Genomic DNA, 21,165 nt, shown 5'->3' with positions numbered 1-21,165 from the left:
GGACAGTAGACACCGCATGGGGGAGATTTGGCGGCAGTTCTTATACGTATAACCCAAAAGAAATTTTTACTATTTTTCAATCACAATATTTGACAAAGCCTTAGCTGCCTGTAAATCTGCCTGCGTTCTCTTAATTATATCAGTTATAACTATGTAGGATTCGTATGAGTACGCAATCAGAAGCAGCATTAGAAAAGAATCTCATCGCACAGCTTTCTTCCTGTGGGTATGAGCAAGTCACCATTCCCGACCTTGACGCTCTTGAAGCTAATTTCAAAGAGCAGCTTGAAAAGCACAATAACGTTTCTCTCACGAACGAAGAGTTCAAACGCATTCTTACCCACCTTGATGGTGGCGGTACGTTCAAGAAGGCTTTAAAACTTCGAGATAAGTTTGAGCTACACCGTGACAACGAGACTATCTATATCGAGTTCTTAGACTGCGAGGAGTGGTGCAAAAACCGCTTCCAAGTGACTAACCAAGTGACCAACCACGCTGGCAGATACGAGAACAGGTACGACGTAACTATTCTTATTAATGGGCTACCGCTTGTTCAAGTTGAGCTTAAACGCCGTGGCAAGGAAATCAAAGAAGCGTTCAACCAGATTTGTCGTTACAAAAAAGATTCCTACGAAAAGTCACTTTTTGCCTACATCCAAATTTTTGTTGTTAGCAACGGAGTCAATACACGCTACTTTGCAAACAACAAGTCCATGAGCAGCAAGCAAATATTCGCTTGGACAGATGAAGAAAACACTTCAGTTAACAACCTCTCTGATTTTGCAGATAGCTTCTTAGAACGCTGCCACCTCTCCAAGATGATTGCCAAGTACATTGTGCTACACCAGCAAGACCGCTGCCTTATGGTGCTTCGTCCGTACCAGTTCTATGCAGCAGAAGCCATCTCTGAAAGTGTAGATGCAGCAGCACAGAACGGCTATATATGGCACACTACAGGCTCAGGAAAGACTCTTACATCGTTTAAGACTGCCCAGCTACTTGCAGAGAAAGGCACAGTAGATAAGGTCGTATTTGTTGTAGACCGTAAAGACCTCGACTACCAGACGACAAAAGAGTTTAACCACTTCTCAGACGGTTCTGTGTCTGGCTCTGAGAATACGTCCAGCCTTGTTAAGCACCTTGGCTCAGAACAAAAAGTTATTGTTACAACCATTCAAAAGCTTACCCGTGCTATTTCCGCAGAACGCCATAGCAAAGTGCTACAGTGCGTTAAAGAGAAGCGTGTTGTTTTCATCTTTGACGAATGCCACCGTTCTCAGTTTGGTGACATGCACACAGCCATTACAAAATTCTTTACCAATCATCAGTGCTACGGCTTCACAGGCACACCTATCTTCGCTGAAAACGCCTCTAGTGGCGGCTTAGTGGATAAAGACGGACACCGCCAGAACACAACCAAATCTCTGTTTGGCGAGTGCCTTCATAAGTACATTATTCAGGATGCTATCTCAGACGAGAACGTGCTCGGCTTCTGTGTTGAATACATCAAGACGTTCAAGCAAAACGAAAGCGCAGACGACAGCGATGCTGAAGTAGAAGCAATTGATACTGAGGAAATTTTCCAAGCTCCTGAACGTATCAGCCTTGTAACCGACCACATCCTCTCAAATCACAGTCGAAAAACGTTTGACCGCAACTTCACTGCTATCTTTGCTGTTAAAAGTATTCCTGTGCTCATTAAGTACTACGAAGAGTTCAAGAAGCATAAGCATGACCTTACTATCGCTACTATCTTCTCTTTTGGAGCAAATGAAGACCCTGAAGAATATGCTGGGGAAGAAAAGACACAAAGCTCGCGGGACATGCTTGAATCCTTTATGCAGGACTACAACACCCAGTTCGGCACAAACTTCAGCACCACCAGCGGCAAAGAGAACAGCTTCAACTCTTACTACATCGACGTAGCGAGACGTGTGAAGGAAAAACAAATTGACATTCTTATTGTGGTCAATATGTTCCTCACGGGCTTTGACAGCAAGACGCTCAACACTCTTTATGTAGACAAGAACCTCAAGCACCACGGGCTTATTCAGGCATTTAGTCGCACTAACCGCTTGTATAATGAACAGAAAAAGCACGGTAACGTCGTATGCTACCGCCCTATTAAAAAGGCTGTAGACACAGCGGTAACGCTTTTCTCTGACAAAAGCCCGCTAGAAGAAGTCCTCATGAAAAGTTATGAAGAGCACCTTGAAGAGTTCAATAGGCTCATTGAGATGGTAAAGGGAGCCTACCCTACGCTTGAGTCCATTGACGACCTTCAAAGCGAAGAGGACAAAAAGAACTTTATTGAAGTGTTCCGAGCATTGCTACGTATTAAAACACGCCTTGCCTCCTTTGTAGACTTCACCTTTGACGATGTAAAAATCACCGAACAAGAAGTTGAAGACTACACCAGCAAGTACCGTGACTTGTACGACGAAGTAGTGAACAGAGCTGAAGCTGAAAAAGTTTCTGTCCTTGATGACATCGACTTTGAAATTGAGCTGCTCCGTAAAGATAACATTAACGTGGACTACATTCTTTCACTGCTTAATGAACTCGATCCAGACTCAAAGAGCTTCGAGAAAGACAAAGCCTTTATCATTCAAAAGATTAATGACTCTCATGAACTTAAGAGCAAGAAGGAGCTTGTGGAAGCGTTTGTTGCTAAACACAGCAACCTTGAAGGTGACGTCGAAACCAACTTTGCCAAGTTCTTAGAAAAGAAAAAACAAAAAGAGCTTAAAGCTCTCGCCAAGCGTGAAAATCTGCATGAAGACAAACTCCGTGCTTTTATAGATGAATACGAGTTCTCAGGTAGAAAAGATGAATCTATCCTTGATGAAGCATTCACTGAATCACTTGGCTTACTCAAGCGCAGAACAAAGAAAAAAGGCATTCTTACTATGCTGAATGCCCTTATTGATAAATTTAAAATGTAACCCATTGAGACACACATTATGAGTCCTGAACAACGCAAGCTGCACCAAAAATTGTGGGACATCGCTGACGAGCTTCGTGGCAGCATGAACCCTGATGAATTTAAAAACTACATCCTCGGCTTCATCTTCTTTAAGTTCCTTTCTGAAAAGATTGATTACACCCTTAACGAAGTGCTCAAAGATGATGGCATGACCTTCACTGAAGTATGGAAAAGTGGCGATGAAGAACTACAGGAAGCGTTGAAAGACGAATCCATCAAAATCCTTGGCTACTTTCTTGAGCCTGAATACCTCTTTCATCACTTCGTTGAGCAGATAGACAAAGGCGAGTTCATTCTGGACGACCTTTCCAAGGCTTTGAAAAAGGTTGAAGACTCTACTCAGGGCGAAGACTCAGAAGACGACTTTATGGGACTCTTCGATGATGTAGACCTTACCTCTGTAAAACTTGGTAAGACCGTTGAAGCTAAGAACAAAAAGATAGGCAAAATTTTTGCTAAGCTAGCAGAACTGGACTTCCGCATTGAAGACAGTGAAGCCGATATTCTTGGCGATGCTTACGAATACCTTATTGGTCAATTTGCATCCGGCGCGGGCAAAAAAGCTGGAGAATTCTACACTCCGCAAGAAGTAAGTTCTATTCTCGCACGCATCGTTACGCAGAATAAAACACGTATCAGCAGCGCATATGACCCAACATGCGGCTCTGGCTCTTTGCTGCTTCGTATTGCCCGTGAAGGACATGTAGATGTTGGACACTTCTACGGACAAGAGAACAACTCTACCACCCACAGCCTTGCTCGAATGAACATGCTGCTGCACGATGTTAAGTTTGACCAGTTCGACATTCAGCAAGGGGATACGTTAGAAGACCCACTGCATGGCTCTAAGAAGTTTGAAGCAGTTGTTGCCAACCCTCCTTTCTCTGCAAAATGGTCAGCATCTAACTTATTCCTTTCTGATGAACGCTTTGCTCAGTACGGTAAGCTTGCACCAAAAACCAAAGCAGACTTTGCCTTTGTCCAGCATATGCTCTACCACCTCGACGACAAGGGCACCATGGCTGTAGTTCTGCCGCACGGAGTTCTCTTCCGTGGAGCTGCTGAAGGTGTTATCCGCAAATACCTCATCACAGAAAAGAACTGGCTCGATGCTGTTATCGGCTTACCTGCAAACATCTTTTTTGGCACTAGCATCCCTACCTGTATTCTTGTGTTCAAAAAATGCCGTGAACAGTCTGACAACATTATGTTCATTGATGCATCCAATGACTTTGAAAAAGTCAAAACACAAAATAAACTTCTCCCAGAGCATATTGAAAAGATTATTGAGACCTACACAGAACGTAAGGATGTAGACAAATATGCTTACATAGCCTCAATGGAGGAAATTGCAGAAAACGACTACAACCTCAACATTCCTCGCTACGTAGACACCTTTGAAGAAGAAGAGCCTGTAGACCTTGCAGCTGTAGTTGCAGAGTTAAACACCCTGCAAGCTGCTACAGCAAACTTAGACAGCAGTATCCTGAAAAATTGTCAGGAGCTTGGTATTCCTGCGCCTGTATTTATGTGTAAGGGAGAATAGCATGGGACAAGAAAATATTCCTTCGCTTCGTTTTTCACTCTTCCACGACAGTTGGATAAAAAGCAAAATAAAAGAGATAGGAAAAATCAAATCCGGTGCCACTCCCTCTCGTAGTAAAGGAGCTATCTACTTCACTCAGACAGGAGGGATACCTTGGCTAAAAACTCTAGACCTAACTAACGGCATAATTCATAGCACAAGTGAAGCACTTACAGAACTTGGTCTTGAAGAAACATCATGCTCACTACTTCCCAAAGGAACAGTCTTAATCGCCATGTATGGAGGTTTTAATCAAATTGGTCGTACTGGGCTTTTAAATTTTGACGCTGCCATAAACCAAGCTATCTCAGGAATTACTCTCGACACAAAAAAAATCATCCCCCAATTCCTGTTAGCTTATCTCAACCACAACGTAAAAAAATGGAGACGGGTAGCGGCTAGTAGCCGAAAAGACCCTAACATAACAAAGGCAGATGTCGAGAATTTCGTAATTACTCACCCATCCCTTCTCGAACAAGAAAAGATTGCAAACTTCCTGTCCGACGTAGATGTTAAGATTGAAAACTTAGCAAAGCAAAAGGAATGTATGCAGCAATACAAGAAAGGCTGTATGCAGAAGCTATTCTCGAAAGAAATCCGTTTCAAGGACGATGACGGCAATGCGTTTCCTGATTGGGAAGAAAAAACGGTAGGAGACATTCTTACTGAAAGTAAAATCAAAGGTAGTACCGGAGATAATGCCAGAAAACTTACGGTTAAGCTCTGGCGTAATGGTGTATTTGCAAAGAATGAAGTACGCGCTGGTAGTGAAAACACACAATACTATGTCCGTAAAAAAAATCAGTTCATATATAGCAAACTGGACTTCTTAAACTGTGCTTTTGGCATCATCCCCGAAGAATTAGACGGATATGAATCCACTGTTGATTTGCCTTGTTTTGAAATTTCACCTTTAGCTTCTCCAGCATTTTTACTGGAAAGAATTTCTCAAAAGAACTTCTATAAAAAATTCGGTGAGAAAGCTGACGGAAGCCGAAAAGCAAAAAGAATTCATGCTGCAACATTTCTTGAAATGCCAATACAAATTCCTATGTTAGCAGAGCAGGAAAAAATAACCAACTTCCTCTCAGACATCGACGAAAAAATTGACTCTCTCGACAAGCAACTCGAAGCTATAAAAGAATTTAAGAAAGGCTTACTACAAGGAATGTTTGTTTAGCTTCCTCATTTCCATACAAAACATAATGCGTCTGGCTGTAGCTACATGAGTTACTACCAGACGCTTTTTTATTGCCTGTTAGCACCACCTTATTCACTTCCAAAGGCTCCCCCCTTATGCCAACGCCTATACACAACACAGCAGGTACTATTAAGAAGTTCTTTGCAACACCACCTAAAAAGACGTAGCACCGAGCCAGAGTGACATGAGCCCAATACCATTCCGCCCCTTACAGAATTCTGCGGATGGGTTGAGCAAGCCTAATTCGAGGGTATGGCTCCCATCAGTTCGTACCTGTTATTTCCAACTTTGAATCCTCTGGAAAGCCAGTATCCGCATCCTGAATATTAAGCTTTTCACGATACCATTTAAAAATTACTAAGGTAGCCCATCAGCCCCTAGTAGCACTCCGCCCTTCTTGCAGAAATCATCACAAGTACACGTGCTATTATATCTAGCTACATAGTTGCTATCCAATAATGACACCTCGCAGAACACGCTCTTGGATTTTTCCTTGTGGATAATCTTTGCTAGCGACTGACTCTTAATACCAAGATGTGAAGGTATCCCAATTACCCCCTCAAACATTTCAGAATGTAGTGAGGTAAAAACGTTATACTTTTATATCCCGTAAGCGCAGCATAAGACCTTATATTAGTCATAACATTTTGCCCCACCCACACCCACACTAAGAAAAAACAAGACCCGTAGCCAGTTAACAGCTATAGGTCTTAGATATCCAATAAAACACTCACGGATAGTCCAAACGAGTGTGGAGAAAATCCAAAAATGCTATTCTTCCTTCTTTCCCCCAAACATTTTAAGCATATTAACCAAAGCCTCATCCAAAGCACCATCGACTAATTTCAAGTACCTACGTGTAGTCATTATATCAGCATGACCAAGCCAGCTTTGAACTGTCACAATATCAGCGCCAGCACGTAACAGCCGAGTGGCACAGGTATGGCGCAACGAATGCCAACCTAGATCGGTATGGTCTAATTTCAAAGCAGCCTTCGCTAATCGCATCCTCATTCCTGCTGTATCCTTCTTCATGCCATCGAACAAAAATGCTTCTGGCTCTTCAAGCCCTTCACTACGACGTACCAAAATTTGTTGCGCTTCTAATGACAAAGGAACTGTTCGAGCAACATGACTTTTTGCATTTTCAGCCCGAACATTTAACCGGTCACCCTGTATATCTCCAACACGAAGCATAATCCCTTCAGATAACCTCAGACCAGTGTGAAGCAATACCATCATAAAATCTGCATAATGCCATCCATCTAGTGCAGTCCCATTATTCGTCAACGGCTTATGCCTATTAAACCAACTGAAAAGCCGCTTCTCATCTTCCATATTAAGAATATAAGTCCTACTCCCTTTCTCTCGATGCTTTCTGACCCTAGGACTAGTGCTCAGAACTTCCCACTCTTCTTTTGCAAGAGTAAAAATCACGCTTAAGTGAGCCATATACCTATTTATAGTTGTCTTTGTTTTTCCTTCTCTTTTTAAAGTATTTTGGATTTCATTAAGATGCCTTGCAGAAATATCTTTCAACTTCATATCTCCAATTATCGAAATTATCTTTTCAATATGAGCACAAGGGGTTCTTGAGTCAGCATATTCTTTATAACGCTCTTCATAGGCACGATTTAACGCCTCAGAAAGCCTCAGTGATGTTTCATCGTCATCTTCATATTCTTTTAACAACAAATATAACTTATGCACTGCCTCAATTACATCACGAGTTTTAAGACTTTTATTTATAATTCTATCTTCATATTCAAAATTTGCATAGTAATACCCATTCCCTTCCTTTTTAAGTTCATTAATTTCACAAAGCATAATACTATCTCCATAATAAATAAGTTTTAATCTACATAAAAGTAATTTAAAATGAAGTAGCATATTAAAAATGAACTCAAATTATTTTTTTAATTAACCATTGAACTTTACAGTGAGCTGTTTGTATTTTAAAAATTTAAATATAGCACATGCTAGATACTAAATAGTATATAGTATCTAGTATTTTAAATAGTAATACAAAAAAGCTATCACATTCTTGCTACAGAACAGAACAAGCAACGATAGGCGTACTCGTTGCATTGATGCACAAGAGCCCATGACATCGTACATGAACTGTTTAAAGGCATCCCATGAAGTTTTCGTTCTGTCCTATCGACACAGTTGTAGTTGGTATTAAACGTTCTTACAGAGCTTGAATGGTTCGCGGAACTCAAGCATCAAAACCCTAGCTTGCAGGGATACTGCTGCAAAGAAAGAAGACGAATACAAGAAAATCTTCCTTTATAATAAGGATAGAAGAGAACTACTTAACAAGGGTATGAACCACACTGCACAGTCTCTGTAAAGCGTCATAGTTCGTAAGCGGTAGCAGCGTCTTAAGTCTATCGGCATTCAACGGCTCATCAACCTTTTCAAGACGACCTTCCCTCTTTTTCATACCTATAGAAGGCGTACTACGCAAAACAAGTAGCCCTGACTACCCTACGAGACCTGCATATATTAGAGAGTTGTCCGACGTTGTAGTTGCGGTTGAGTGTAACCAACAAGGTGGGAATCCAATTTTAAGAGAGGCTCAAGAACGAGTCTCCCTTTTTTTATGGAGAATTTATGACTGAGATTATGAACTTTGAACATGGGGCTTTTGGACAGGTTCCCCCATCAGCAAAGAAGGTGAACCTTAGTTCGTAGCGAAGGATGTTTGTGTAAGCTTTGACTTCCGTAACACCAACGATGGAACAATATACTTGGACAAAGATGAAGTTAACACCTGTCCCGACAATTCATCGGGTCAGACTCGACACCTCAAAACCATTAACAATCCGGTATCTACTCCCTTATCATTCTATCCCATAAACCTGAAGCCAAACGCCCTAGCCAGTAACAAGACAACATACGCCAAGCTTTATCAGCGACCGCAAATTTGCGGGCGGTAAAAGGTAAGGTTTTCCAGTCCCTCGCTACCCGCATTGCCCTGTTCTCCTACGCTGCTTGGGTATCTTTCGACTTTCACATGGTAGTCACCCAGACCTTCAACCACGTAGTCAAAGGCGAACCGCAGGACGCAGATGAGGTAGCAACCAAGGTACCCCGTGCCCCTCTCATGTAGCTACTCCGTAACCACTCCCCCCTTCTTTCACCTGCCTATTCTTGAATGCAGACCTCATTACTTTCAAAATCAAAACGACAAAGCACAAAATGTTTTTTAGATAGTTTCGAACTACCTCCAAAGGCCGTAGAAGCATCTCTCATTAAAAGAGCCTCGCTGACGCAACACTTAGTTAGCAACGAATGTAGAAACTCTTTATCTGCACAATCCAAAAAATGTAGCGTGATTGAAAGATTCTTTTTTAACTCTGAATCTAATATAAATTGAGGAGCATAAGAAATGTCACCACCCAAAATCAACTGAGTAATTTCACTCAACGTAGAAAAATTCTTTCTCTTATTGCCAACCCCAACAGCCTCAAAAAAAACATGACTGAAATTTATTACGTCCTCAAAATCAAAATATGATTTATAACCTTTGCCCAAAGTCACAAGGGAGCCTCTAGCTTCTTTTTGTACTTTTCGCTCTACAGTCTTTATTTTTTTCTCTTTCGTAAACTTAACAAGCCCTTGCTCAGTAACTAGCGATGCCGCAATAATATTGTCAGAATCAGGAATCCACTTTGCCGAAAAAAAACTAGAAGCTACTGCAGGTAGTTTATACAACCTGTCAACATCTACACAGTATCTACCTGTTTCAATACAAATTTTTTCAAGAATAAATTTTCTGGCAGCATTTCTAGACCGAGAACCAGCACCTTCCAACAAACGTGTAGGAGAACTTTCTTTACGGGGACTTACACCACTATCATAATAATCAAGCATCAACCTTGGGGTTAACCCTTTTGGCCAAGGAAGGCACTCATTCAAAAAAAAATTACGCACGCTCACTCGCGTAAATGGTGAACGCTCAAGCTCATCGAGTTCACGAACTATATTAGGACTAATTCTACCGCCTACTTTTTCTTTCATACACTGAGCAATTTGAGGCAATCTTAGCCGCAACATTCTTTTGTCCGTATCAACGGAAAAGTAAGACTGTTTTTTTTCTTTACTCGGCACACACCTTATCCGTTTAATTTCATCTAAAGTCTGTGCTTGGGAAATATTATATAATAGCAACAAGTCGCTTGAACTACTGGAAGGAACAGCCTGTACGTGAAAGCCTGTTAGACTTTTGGCTGTTATATCTATGGCAACTATTCTAGCAGAGGTCTCCTTCTCGAAAGAAGCAACATTAAAGCAATGAGTCGACTTGAATTTCCTTTTAGCTCCACCAAAGGAGTGAATATGACCAAAAATATGTACGAGAGGAACTTTCTTCTCGACAACTCTCTTTAAAGCTCTTGACCCCAAATGACCAATACCAAACCTAAAATCAAGTACTCCATGCGGAGGCATATGCGTAACTAAAATTGCTCGTCCATTCATACCTTCAAGAAGGCTATATAAATCTTTTTCTAAATTCTTCTCTCGGCAGAACACCCAATGGCCATGGACGCTTGAATGAAAATGAGACTTATTGCTTATCCCTGAGTAGCCAACAATGGGAATCCCATTTACTAAGACAAGTTTATTGTTCAAGCACTCAACTCCGCTCAATTGTCCCCACCATGTTTCTATCTCAAGGTCATGATTCCCTTGTACGTATAAAAATTTTTTAAGCTTAGTTGCATCACGTATGTCTGTTACAGTTTTTTTGCTTATAGTCGGAAGTCCATCACCAGCAAAAATAAAACAATCTGGCGCTAAACTTTCAACGGCAGAAAGAACGTCCTGCGGTTTGCTTTCATTCCAATCGGACATCGCAACTATTCGCATACCAATCCCCTCTTACAACTTATCCATTCCTATGGTTCAGGACTCATTACAGCACGCCCATGAATCTTAACACCATGCTCACTATACAATAAATACAAACTATTAAGAACAAGCGAATCTATCCATATCCGAACCCCAATTCGATTCCCACTTTAAGAATCGAACTTACGGCAATGTGCAGCAGGATGCCGAAACATTTCAATGAGAAATTCTTATGCACTACCTCTTGATTTCTAGTACATTCTAATGCTAGCTATGCTCATACATTTTGGGACATGGTTTGTCTTGGAGACAAGCCAGAAGCCCTGCCTGTACACGTTTTCGAGTGTACATTCTGCTGCGAGTTACGATTCTCGCCGCCTCCACCAAGAGGACATTTCATAGATGCCGCTAAGTGCTTATAAGTGCTTGGCGGCTCTTTTGTTTCAAGGGGGTTCGGCTGCTCCATTCTGTCACTTCTTTGGAAAAACAGTACTGGTAACCTATGAATTTGGGGCAACTTTTTGGGGCAACATTTCTTTCATCGCAAAGTTGCCCCAACTTTGACGGTCTTTGGGTCTCCGCCCAGCAAAACAGACTCTTTTTTTCTGTCCGGCATCAGTCCACAGCGTGTCCTTTCTCTTTCTCTCTATTGACTTTTTAAATACTTAGCGACTATTTCGATCTATATTTTCTATTGGTCAGAAAAAGAAAGGATACGGTATGTTCCCGCATCTAAATTTTGGCAAACGTAACGTATCCATATTTATATATGTAACAGGAGTCTCGTATGAAACGGTTATCTTCTCTTTTCTTTCTTGCACTGCTCTGTTGTGCATTCTGCTTCCAGTCTGCTTTTGCAAACGGTGTAGATGACTTTAAAGGCAAAAAAGGAACTATTTCCATTGCTGGCGGTACAGCTCACATCCCTGTCATGAAAAAAGCTGCTAAAAAAATCATGACAGCTAATCCGGATATTCGCATTACAATCGCTGGCGGCGGCTCTGGTGTTGGTATTCAGAAAGTGGGTGAAGGTCTGGTAAATATCGGTAACTCCGGTCGTAAAGCGAGTGATGCAGAACAGTCTAAATACGGTCTTGTTCTGTTCCCATTTGCAATTGATGGTGTTGCAACAGTAATGCATGCAGATAACCCTATCAAAAACGTAACCAGCGAACAGGTTCGTGCTATTTTTGCTGGTACTATCACCAACTGGAAAGAAATTGGCGGCAACGATGCTCCAATCAACTTATACTGCCGTGATGAATCTAGTGGCACTCGTGCTGTTTACTGGAAAAAACTCCTCAAAAAAGGCGCAGTAGCTACTTCTGCTAACATTGTTCCTTCAAACGGTGCAATGAAGTCTGCTGTTTCCCGCGATCCGAATGCTATCGGCTATGTTTCCATTGGTCACCTTGACTCCAGCGTTAAAGCTCCAAACCTCGACGGCGTTGTTGTTACTCAGGAAACCGCTAAAAATGGACAGTACCCTGTAGTGCGTAAACTTTACATGAACACAAAAGGCAACCCTACTGGTATTGTGAAGAGCTTTGTAGACTTCATTACCAGCCCTGTTTCTCACGATATTATCAAGTCTAGCGGCTACATCCCTATGTAGTTTTGTAGGCAGGTGGAGCGCTTTTTTGCGTTCCACCTGTTTTAGTTATGAATCATCAAATAAAAAACTCACCATCGCTGTGGCTTTTTCTTTGCCGTAGCTCTGCTGCACTCTCCGCAGCTATTGTCCTCTGCATCTTCGCATTCTTACTATGGTTTTGCCTGCCTCTGCTGCACATAGAAGCTCTATCTAATTTGCTGACATGGGACTGGCGACCTTTTCAAGGGCATTTTGGCATCCTGCCTATGGTTGTCGGCTCGCTACTGTTAGCCACCTCTGCTCTCCTTGTTGCCTTCCCAATTTCAATTGGCATTTGCTGTTTTGTACACGGAATGGGACCTCCTATACTCGCCCGTTATGCACTGCGAATTATAAAACTTATGACCAGCATACCAACCGTTGTATACGGGTTTGTTGGTGTTTTTGTTTTGGTTCCTTTTATTCGCGACATATTTCAGCATGGAAGCGGATTTTCTTGGTTGGCGGCAACAATCGGCTTAGCAGTGTTAAGTATGCCGACCATTGTGCTCATGCTGCATAGCCAGTTTGCTCTTGTAGAACAAAAAATAACACTCACAGCTATGGCGCTTGGCTTAAATCCAGCACAACGGCTTTTGTACTTTGTACTGCCAGCATCACGGAAAGGATTCGCAGCCGCAGCCGTACTAGGATTTGGTAGAGCAATCGGTGACACCATGATCCCGCTTATGCTGGCAGGCAACGCTCCGCAGGTTCCGGGATCTATTTTTGATTCACTACGAGCAATGTCAGCACACATCGCCTTGGTTGTTGCAGCAGACAGTCAAAGCCTTGCCTATTTATCTCTTTTTGCGTGCGGCTTAATCTTGTTTTTGAACACAATTCTAGTCAATCTGGGTTTGAAACTGCTTGGGTACACTACAGGAAACCAACGATGAGATTTCAAGAGCGAGTTTTCACCCTTTTTTGCTGGCTGTGTGTGCTTCTAACAACGGTTGGGGTGCTTGGTTTTATTGCATTTCTTGTACATCATGGGGGAGAGACAATTAGCCTGTCTCTCTTTTTTGAAGAAACACCGCCACTGGATGCTATTTTCCGCTTTGCTCCAGTTTGGGACGGCATATGGCCTGCATGTTTTGGCACACTTTCCATTATTGCGCTTGCAGGAATAACAGCTATCCCCCTTGGCATCTTCTGCGGTATCTACCTTAATGAATTCGGACACGACCGCTGGAGTAATATATTCGCATTTTGTATGGAAGTGCTCGCAGGAATACCATCTATTCTTATCGGGTTATTTGGATTCGCACTCATTCTTTTTTTACGACACACAATTATGCCTGATGCAAAAACATGCCTTCTGCTCTCCGGTTTTTGCATGGGACTACTCACACTCCCCTATATGGTACAAGCAACGCAATCGTCTCTGGCTGGCGTGTCCGACGATTTACGCCTCATGGGAGCCAGTTTAGGCTTTTCCAAAGGACAAACCATACGGCATATTTTACTCCCTTCTGCCAGTGAAGGGATTATGAGCGGCATCATTTTATCTATTGGCAGAGCCGCTGAAGATACCGCTGTAATCATGCTGACTGGCGCTGTGGCAAACGCTGGACTTCCAAGAAGTCTGTTCGATACATACGAAGCCTTACCATTTTTTATCTATACAACAGCAGCTGAATACCAAACGCACGAGGAACTACAACGTGGCTTCGGGGCTGCACTAGTTCTGCTTGCAGTAAGCACAAGTCTTTTTCTGCTAGCACACAAGCTTCACACAACAATGAAAAACCGTTGGAGACAAGGATGAGTTCCATCATATCTTTTAACAATGTAACTGTATCCTTTCAGGGAAATCCATCGGTTTCAGATATAAGTTTCGACGTAAAACCGGACGAGCTTACCGTTCTTGTCGGGCGTTCAGGCTCAGGAAAATCCACCCTTCTTAGAGCAGTAAACAAATTGAACGATTGTTTTGACGGATGCACAACCCAAGGCAGCATTGTTGTTCGCATTGGTGGAGAAGCTGTCGAAATAACCTCCCCAAAAACTGATCCCAATTTCTTACGAAGCAGAGTCGGAATGGTTTTTCAAACGCCAAACGTGCTTCCAGTCTCAATTGAACGCAACCTGTTGCTTCCACAAAAACTTGTACGTGGAACAAGCGATTATAACGCTCGCAAAAACATGGAAAGAGTCCTTGATGAAGTAGGCTTGCTTGAAGAGGTTAAGGACAGATTACCAGCAGCTGCTACGACACTTTCCGGCGGTCAACAGCAACGACTTTGTCTTGCCAGAGCTCTCGCACTTGAGCCGGAAATCCTGCTACTGGACGAGCCTACAGCCTCAGTTGATCATAAATCATCCAAGCTTATTGAAGAGCTTCTGTTACGACTGGCACCAACCCTGCCTATGCTGGTAGTCTCCCATAGCCTTGCGCAAACACGATCACTTGCTGACCGTGTATTTCTAGTGCGCCAAGGGGGTATTGCTGGCTCATGGAATCGTAAGCACGACAGCGACGCCGCGCTAGACAACCTTCTTTATACGACGTTTTAAGTAATGCTATATGCTCTTGCACAGCAATAAGCCATGCTGCCCATACCACCATCAGACATTAACAACCAGCACGAAGTACTGCGCGGTGTACAATAATATTTTTATGTAAAGCCTCCCCTTACGGTAGGGGCTTCACAAAAAAAGAGCCTTTGCTATAGTGCCACTTTAATTTTCGAAATACTGAATAGAATATTGTCAATCTTGTGAATCTGCACAACCAAACCATCAGGCGTGATCGAATATTAAGCACTAGTTATTAAAAGGACTTTTTATGACCTGCACTTGCGACACAAACGAATTTCAGGCTAGTTCGGACAACACAGCACAACTTCCTATACGCATTCAACGGCTTAAAGATGCATATCTGAAAGTTAAGCCAAGCATTACGATTGGACGAGCATTAGCATACACAGAAGTCACAAAAGAGCACCCTGACCTGCCTAATAATATTCGCCGCGCTAAAGGTTTTAAGCGGGCTTGTGAAACTGCGCCGATGCTCATCCAAGATGGAGAACTCATTATCGGGCATCCATGCGGCAAGCCACGCGCTGGTGCGTTCTCTCCTGACACAGCATGGAAATGGGTTCGAGATGAACTGGACACTATCAGCACCCGCGCCCAAGACCCATATGAAATTAGCGAAGAAGATAAAAAGATCATGCGCGAAGAGTTGTTCCCATTCTGGGAGGGACGATCTATTGACGAAGCATGTGAAAAGCTTTTCAGGAAAGAAAGAATTTGGGAATTTTCTGCTGAAGCCTGTGTAAGTGATTTAACCTACCACCATACAAGTGGTGGAGGTGACACAAGTCCAGGGTATGACATTATTCTGTTTTCCAAAGGCATTAATGGCGTACGAGCTGAAGCAAAAGCACATCTTGATGCATTGGGTCAACGCACTGACCTATCTGCTGAGGAAATTGAAAAAAAGCATCACTACGAAGCCGCTATTGAGACCTGTGACGGAATCCTCATTTATGCTAATCGCCTTTCTGATTACGCAAAGGAATTAGCAAAAAAAGAAAAAGACCCTGCACGTAAACAAGAACTGGAAAAAATAGCCAAAGTAAACGCTACTGTTCCTGCTAATCCACCAAAAACATTTCACGAAGCTCTGCAAGCCATCTGGACTATCCAGTCACTCTTTTTGCTGGAAGAAAACCAGTGCAGCACTTCGCTTGGTCGTTTCGATCAGTATGTATACCCTTGCTTTGCTGCGGATATGGATTCTGGACAACTCACCGAATCTGAAGCTTTCGAGCTGATGAGCTGTTTTATTCTCAAGTGCTCTGAAGTGATCTGGTACACCCCTAGCGCAACAGCACAATATTTTGCAGGGTATATGCCTTTTATCAACCTTTGTGTCGGTGGTGTTAAGCGCCACGGCGGCGATGGTACCAACGATTTAACATACCTCGTAATGGATGCCATCGGCAAAGTAGGCATGTACCAGCCATCACTTGCATGCCGAATCCACAATCAATCACCGCGAAAATATTTACAAAAAGTAGTTGAAGTAGTTAAGTCCGGCAACGGGATGCCTGCATGCCATTTTGATGACGCGCATATCAAAATGATGCTCCGAAAAGGGTTTGATTACGAAGATGCCCGCGACTACTGCCTGATGGGATGCGTTGAGCCACAAAAATCCGGACGAGTGCATCAATGGACTGCGGGCGGCTTTACTCAGTGGCCTATCGCTATTGAATTTGTTCTGAATCAGGGCGTGCTGCAATCTTACGGCGGTAAAGTTGGCTTGGATACTGGAGACATCTCACATTTTGAAACGTATAAAGATTTTGATGCAGCAGTAAAAAAGCAAATAGCCCATATTTTAGATGTGACGGCTAAGGGCACTATCATTAACCAGAAGCTTGTCCGCGACACTATGCCGACACCGTATATGTCGCTCTTTGTCGATGGATGTATGCAGAGTGGTAAAGACGTTACAGCAGGTGGCGCTGTACTCTACAGTGGACCAGGCACTATTTTTGCCGGACTCGGAACCTATGTTGATAGTATGGCTGCAATCAAGAAACTTGTTTTCGATGACAAAAAATACACATTACCGGAACTCAAAAAAGCTCTTGATGCCAACTGGCAAGGCTATGAGCAGGTACAGCGGGACTGCCTCAATGCTCCGAAATACGGTAACAACCTTGACTACGCAGACCTGATTGCAGCAGACATCATCGACTTTACAGAAAAAACAAGTAATCAGCACAAGACATTGTATGCGCACCTCATTCATGGAACGCTGTCCCAATCATTCAACACTCCTCTTGGGGAAATGATTGCTGCTACTCCAGATGGTCGCATAAGTAACTCTCCACTTTCGGACGGCATGAGTCCTTCCCAAGGTGCAGATAAAAACGGTCCTACAGCCATCATCAACTCTGTTGCGAAGCTCAATGTAGAATCCATGAGCTTAGGAATGTCGCACAACTTCAAATTCCTGAAGGGAACACTGGAAACACCCGAAGCAGAAGCTGGATTGATAAGCCTGCTACAGGCATCTTCTATTTTTGGTAACGCGCAAATGCAGTTCAACTACCTTGACAACGAAGCGCTTATCCAAGCTCAAAAACATCCAGAAGACTATCGAAATCTCATTGTTAGAGTCGCGGGCTATTGTGCTTTCTTCGTTGAATTATGCAAAGAAGTACAAGATGAAATCATAAGCCGTTCGACACTCGACAGTTAGTAATAAACAAAATGGCATAATGTTATTCTGAAACAACCTCCTCCGGTATCATACTGGGGGAGGTTGTTTTTATTTTATAAAATCCTACCACGCTCTACCCAACAAAAAGAGCTTTTAAAAACGTAAATAAAGGCACTTACAGAAAAAATCTGCAAGTGCCTTTATTTACTGGAGCCAACAATCGGAATTGAACCGACGACCTACTGATTACGAAACAGTTGCTCTACCGACTGAGCTATGTTGGCTAATGTAGAGAATTTTTATCGCAACAGATTGTATGGGTCAAGCGCAATTCCTTTATACTACCATTAGTTACCATCTATTTTCACTTCGAACAAAACTCAAATTGACATTCTCCGCTCTGTGCTTTGCAAAAGATTCTATACGCAATCAAATAGACCAAAACAAATTCAGCATGGTACTCTTATGCAACATTTGTAGAGAAAGGAGAGTTATTCATGGCTAACCAAGATTATCCCGGCGTATGTATGTCCTGCTCAACTGATGAATGCCAAGTTATTGCACCTGATATTGAAGCAGTACGTGAGCGCGTTAAGCATGATCCGATCAGCGGATACACACAGAATATCGTTAACAACCTGACAACAGCAATGAGCGACAAATTTTCTAACGAATATGAAGCATACCTCGCATTTGATGTCGTAAAAGCTGCTATTGTTATGGGACTAAAGAATGGACAAACTATTGATCTAGGTGGATTGGGTGAATTTACTGTTGATACCGTTAACGGTGAAAAAACAGTAACATTTAAGGCAGCACCAAGTCTTAAAGCCGTTATTAAAGAATAAGACCACCGGTAACTAATACGCACTTAGAAAAGGCGGCATCAATGTGATGCCGCCTTTTTAGGTAAATAGATTGCATTCGTTTAACCAACAAGCAATTACAAAAGAGTTGTGCGACACTTCCGGTTGCAAACAAAGTTGGCAAGCCTTTATATTGCTTCGCCTACCCGCCAACTTTATTTGCAGTAAATACAAACTAACGGCATGCTCATTACCCCGCATGGGTTGTTCTCAATCCGGCTACATATACGCACTAAATACAATCTATCTTTTCCTCAAATTCAAATAAATCACTATCTACCATTGCTTGCAAATACTCTTTCCCACTTTGGGTAACCGTATATTGTATTGCATCTGCTACGCTCAGCTGCTGCCGTACAGTAGCCTCAGACATGCACTCTGGACAATCAATATACTCTAATTCGCAAAGCCTCTTAATATGTTCTAAAAATTTATCTTCCTGCATGTCTGGGCGCTTTTTTTTTACAACCGCCCAAGCATCAAAAATATGTACAAAGCCTTTTGTAGAAGTTGTCGCACAAGCCAAAATCCGGCACTCAAGCTTGCGATCAATAAACATTCATCAACCCTCGTCGGTTTTTCAACTACCTATACACCGTTATACTTATTGCTAAATTTCTACCGACTATTCACCGCCGCATACTTACGGATAGACTATCCTAAGGCGCGTTCTCAATTGGTATGTGAGGAATACTAGGCAGCTTTTTCTTCTCAAAATCAAAGTAAAATACATGGTAAAACACATTTTTTACAGACAACGCAGTAAGAAAGAAAAAATAACCGCAACAAAAATTTACAATGTAATTACACAGCCTAGTATTCAAAATAGAAAACGCTGCATGAATACACGGTGCTATACAATTTCCAATGCAAAATAACTGCCAACCAAGTGTTATTTTTTACGAAATAAAAACACACTTAGCATTAAACAAAAGCAACATGCTAATATTAAAGAACAATCATAAGATAGTTTTCGAAACCCTATGGCATTATAATCTTTTTATACAATCAGCTCTCTTCCAGTACTAGTTTTCTATTCTATCTATTGCCCACAAAGGTGGCGCTTCTACAATATCAGCTAAAATTACCCCTTAATAAAGCAGACTATTCAATATCTCTAGCTCCCCTACTCACAATTACTCAGAAATAATATGCATACTGTTCGCAACATAATGAAGCTTAACTATTAATCAACGAAGTGAAAGTAAAAGATGTGTACTGTTAACCTTTCACTACAACGTACCAAGCAACCCCTTAAAGACAACACACGATGCTCCCGTTACACCTAGAACAAAGCCTTTGCCACTCCCCTGCACTACGCCATCGCGTGTCGTGACTTGGTACAATCTTTGGCTCCCAGAAAAGGACAGTGCGGTACAACCAACGTCTCACTGGGAGTAATACGAATCAAAGTTTTTTAGATGAGGTCGCTATGCAAAACCGTGGTTCAGTTATCAGTGCTATCGCAATAATCGTAGTCGCGCTTGCACTCATAGTCCGACTCGTTATCCCCGGTGTAAACTGGTGGGCACTAATCCTTATTATTCCGATTGCTATGTTTATATGGAAATCATTTAGTGCATGGGCTTCGGCACGGCGCACTTCCTTTGTCTTCATCCAAGTGGCACTCATTCTTATTACTATTCTTATTGCCTTTTTCTACCAACCACTATGGGGCATAATTTATATCCCTATTTTGCTTATTGTCGGGCTAACGGGACTTCTTTCTGCTATTTCGAAGCAATAATCAAAACAGTAGGAAAATATTTATATTTTCCGGCATGGCTTATGCAGTCCTGTCACGGGCATTATCAACCTGTAAAAAGGAATACCATGCAAAAGAAAATAGTAATATTTTGTGGTGAAGCTACAGCGCAAGAGCATATCAAAAAAAGCTTTTCCGCCCATACTGATTTATTCATATTCCACCCTCCCGCCGGACAAGGTGATATATGGCGAAATATTCGAGAAGATGTCGGCTCCATCGTACTTATTGATTGCAAAACAAACGGCGACTCGTGTGTGTGGCACAAAGAAATTGTTGATGCACTCCGCGTTCATATACGGGTCATCGGCGCAGGCGGAATGGGAGCGATACGAGCTAAGGAGCTTCAGCAGGTTGGCATGGAAGGCGTTGGGCGATTCTTTGAACGCATTGCAGATGAAGAAGATGCATACGCAGCACTGTCTGAACAAACACCGGAAACAACGCTGCATGACACTCTTACAGCCATACGCTATGCAATAGCTACTGGAAGATTGGTAGAACGCACAGCATGCGGAACGGTTATTACAAGCCTTACAGATCACAAGTGGCGTCGTTGTGCTCTCAATCTACGCCCATGTGTTGTGAATAGTAATATTGTCTACGGGGCAGAAATCATCCATCACTTTCTGCAATTTACTTCGCCAGAAGCATTAGCAGAAATTTCAGCAAAAATGTACGCTACATTTTATACGCTGGAATGGGCGAAACAAACAAGCACAACCTGTCCACATACTATACGCACAGCAATTTTTGAACGAGAGAAAGCACGAATTCATAGCACAGAATGGTTGTTGAGCAACGGTCTTGTCCAATGTGAATATGCATCGCTATTAGAGCAGGAGGCACTACTCCACCATCTTAGCAGTTCACCGTGGCAAACATATATAGAAGCATGGGCGAACAAAGCTGGAATCATTGTTCCGGAAATGGAACCTGCCATATCCATCTATGACTGGATTATTACAAAGAACCCTGCGTACTTCGGGTACATATGGGAATATGAAGTTGGGCTGTGGGATTGGTTACAGCGAAACAAACGTGTTTCAGATATTGCACGCGATGTTATCGCGACTCGGTCATAGAG

General features: G+C 42.4%; 15 protein-coding genes and 1 tRNA gene. 12 read left to right on the top strand and 4 right to left on the bottom strand.

Annotated features, from left to right (window positions below; translation table 11 throughout):
- Positions 1 to 164 precede the first annotated feature (164 nt).
- Genes N4A56_RS09635 through N4A56_RS09625 form a run of 3 tightly spaced genes read left to right on the top strand, consistent with a single transcriptional unit; the run spans position 165 to position 5,751 of the window.
- The gene (locus N4A56_RS09635) at positions 165 to 2,945 is read left to right on the top strand and encodes a type I restriction endonuclease subunit R (RefSeq protein ID WP_295546849.1); all 2,781 of its coding nucleotides are present in this window, start codon (positions 165 to 167) and stop codon (positions 2,943 to 2,945) included.
- Positions 2,946 to 2,963: 18 nt separating this feature from the next.
- Positions 2,964 to 4,532 carry a type I restriction-modification system subunit M gene (locus N4A56_RS09630; RefSeq protein ID WP_295546846.1) on the top strand — a complete coding sequence of 523 codons (1,569 nt, stop codon included), beginning with the start codon at positions 2,964 to 2,966 and terminating at the stop codon, positions 4,530 to 4,532.
- Between the two features lies 1 nt (position 4,533).
- Entirely contained in the window at positions 4,534 to 5,751 is a 1,218-nt protein-coding gene (locus N4A56_RS09625) for a restriction endonuclease subunit S (protein WP_295546843.1), read from the top strand.
- 792 nt (positions 5,752 to 6,543) lie between these two features.
- Here the strand turns inward: N4A56_RS09625 and N4A56_RS09620 are convergent.
- Positions 6,544 to 7,599 (bottom strand): site-specific integrase, encoded by a 1,056-nt coding sequence (locus tag N4A56_RS09620; protein ID WP_295546841.1) that lies wholly within the window; start codon positions 7,597 to 7,599, stop codon positions 6,544 to 6,546.
- Positions 7,600 to 8,701: 1,102 nt separating this feature from the next.
- Between N4A56_RS09620 and N4A56_RS09615 the strand changes: the two genes are divergently transcribed.
- Positions 8,702 to 8,887 carry a hypothetical protein gene (locus tag N4A56_RS09615; RefSeq protein WP_295546838.1) on the top strand — a complete coding sequence of 62 codons (186 nt, stop codon included), beginning with the start codon at positions 8,702 to 8,704 and terminating at the stop codon, positions 8,885 to 8,887.
- A gap of 35 nt (positions 8,888 to 8,922) precedes the next feature.
- On the opposite strand, the gene N4A56_RS09610 is transcribed toward N4A56_RS09615, so the two are convergent.
- Positions 8,923 to 10,647 carry a metallophosphoesterase gene (locus N4A56_RS09610; RefSeq protein ID WP_295546836.1) on the bottom strand — a complete coding sequence of 575 codons (1,725 nt, stop codon included), beginning with the start codon at positions 10,645 to 10,647 and terminating at the stop codon, positions 8,923 to 8,925.
- A gap of 769 nt (positions 10,648 to 11,416) precedes the next feature.
- Between N4A56_RS09610 and N4A56_RS09605 the strand changes: the two genes are divergently transcribed.
- The 5 genes from N4A56_RS09605 (at position 11,417) to cutC (ending at position 17,486) form a co-directional block, all read left to right on the top strand.
- The gene (locus N4A56_RS09605) at positions 11,417 to 12,244 is read left to right on the top strand and encodes a phosphate ABC transporter substrate-binding protein (RefSeq protein ID WP_295546835.1); all 828 of its coding nucleotides are present in this window, start codon (positions 11,417 to 11,419) and stop codon (positions 12,242 to 12,244) included.
- Between the two features lie 47 nt (positions 12,245 to 12,291).
- Positions 12,292 to 13,161, top strand: coding sequence for an ABC transporter permease subunit (locus N4A56_RS09600; RefSeq protein WP_295546832.1), 870 nt, complete (start codon positions 12,292 to 12,294; stop codon positions 13,159 to 13,161).
- Positions 13,158 to 14,033, top strand: coding sequence for an ABC transporter permease subunit (locus N4A56_RS09595; protein ID WP_295546831.1), 876 nt, complete (start codon positions 13,158 to 13,160; stop codon positions 14,031 to 14,033). Before N4A56_RS09600 ends, N4A56_RS09595 begins: the two co-directional genes overlap by 4 nt.
- Positions 14,030 to 14,782: a phosphate ABC transporter ATP-binding protein gene (locus N4A56_RS09590; RefSeq protein ID WP_295546828.1), complete on the top strand. Its 753-nt coding sequence runs from the start codon at positions 14,030 to 14,032 to the stop codon at positions 14,780 to 14,782. The genes N4A56_RS09595 and N4A56_RS09590 overlap by 4 nt, the downstream gene beginning before the upstream one ends.
- Before the next feature lie 271 nt (positions 14,783 to 15,053).
- Entirely contained in the window at positions 15,054 to 17,486 is a 2,433-nt protein-coding gene (gene cutC / locus N4A56_RS09585; protein ID WP_295546825.1) for a choline trimethylamine-lyase, read from the top strand.
- A 169-nt stretch (positions 17,487 to 17,655) separates the two neighbouring features.
- Here cutC and N4A56_RS09580 read toward each other — a convergent pair.
- Positions 17,656 to 17,731 (bottom strand) — tRNA-Thr (locus N4A56_RS09580).
- Positions 17,732 to 17,944: 213 nt separating this feature from the next.
- Here N4A56_RS09580 and N4A56_RS09575 point away from each other — a divergent pair.
- Positions 17,945 to 18,295, top strand: coding sequence for a hypothetical protein (locus tag N4A56_RS09575; RefSeq protein WP_293669352.1), 351 nt, complete (start codon positions 17,945 to 17,947; stop codon positions 18,293 to 18,295).
- Between the two features lie 250 nt (positions 18,296 to 18,545).
- Here N4A56_RS09575 and N4A56_RS09570 read toward each other — a convergent pair whose 3' ends face one another.
- Positions 18,546 to 18,872: a hypothetical protein gene (locus N4A56_RS09570; RefSeq protein WP_295546822.1), complete on the bottom strand. Its 327-nt coding sequence runs from the start codon at positions 18,870 to 18,872 to the stop codon at positions 18,546 to 18,548.
- Positions 18,873 to 19,745: 873 nt separating this feature from the next.
- On the opposite strand from N4A56_RS09570, the gene N4A56_RS09565 reads away from it, so the two are divergent.
- Both N4A56_RS09565 and N4A56_RS09560 read left to right on the top strand, forming a co-directional pair.
- On the top strand, positions 19,746 to 20,060 hold the full coding sequence (locus tag N4A56_RS09565) for a hypothetical protein (protein ID WP_293669348.1): 315 nt from the start codon (positions 19,746 to 19,748) through the stop codon (positions 20,058 to 20,060).
- An 86-nt stretch (positions 20,061 to 20,146) separates the two neighbouring features.
- Complete coding sequence (locus N4A56_RS09560) at positions 20,147 to 21,163, top strand: TfuA-like protein (protein WP_295546819.1); 1,017 nt, start codon at positions 20,147 to 20,149, stop codon at positions 21,161 to 21,163.
- Positions 21,164 to 21,165 lie beyond the last annotated feature (2 nt).

This window comes from Halodesulfovibrio sp. (assembly GCF_025210605.1).
In the GTDB taxonomy this organism is placed as follows: domain Bacteria; phylum Desulfobacterota; class Desulfovibrionia; order Desulfovibrionales; family Desulfovibrionaceae; genus Halodesulfovibrio.
This window is presented reverse-complemented; position numbering and strand designations above follow the sequence as displayed.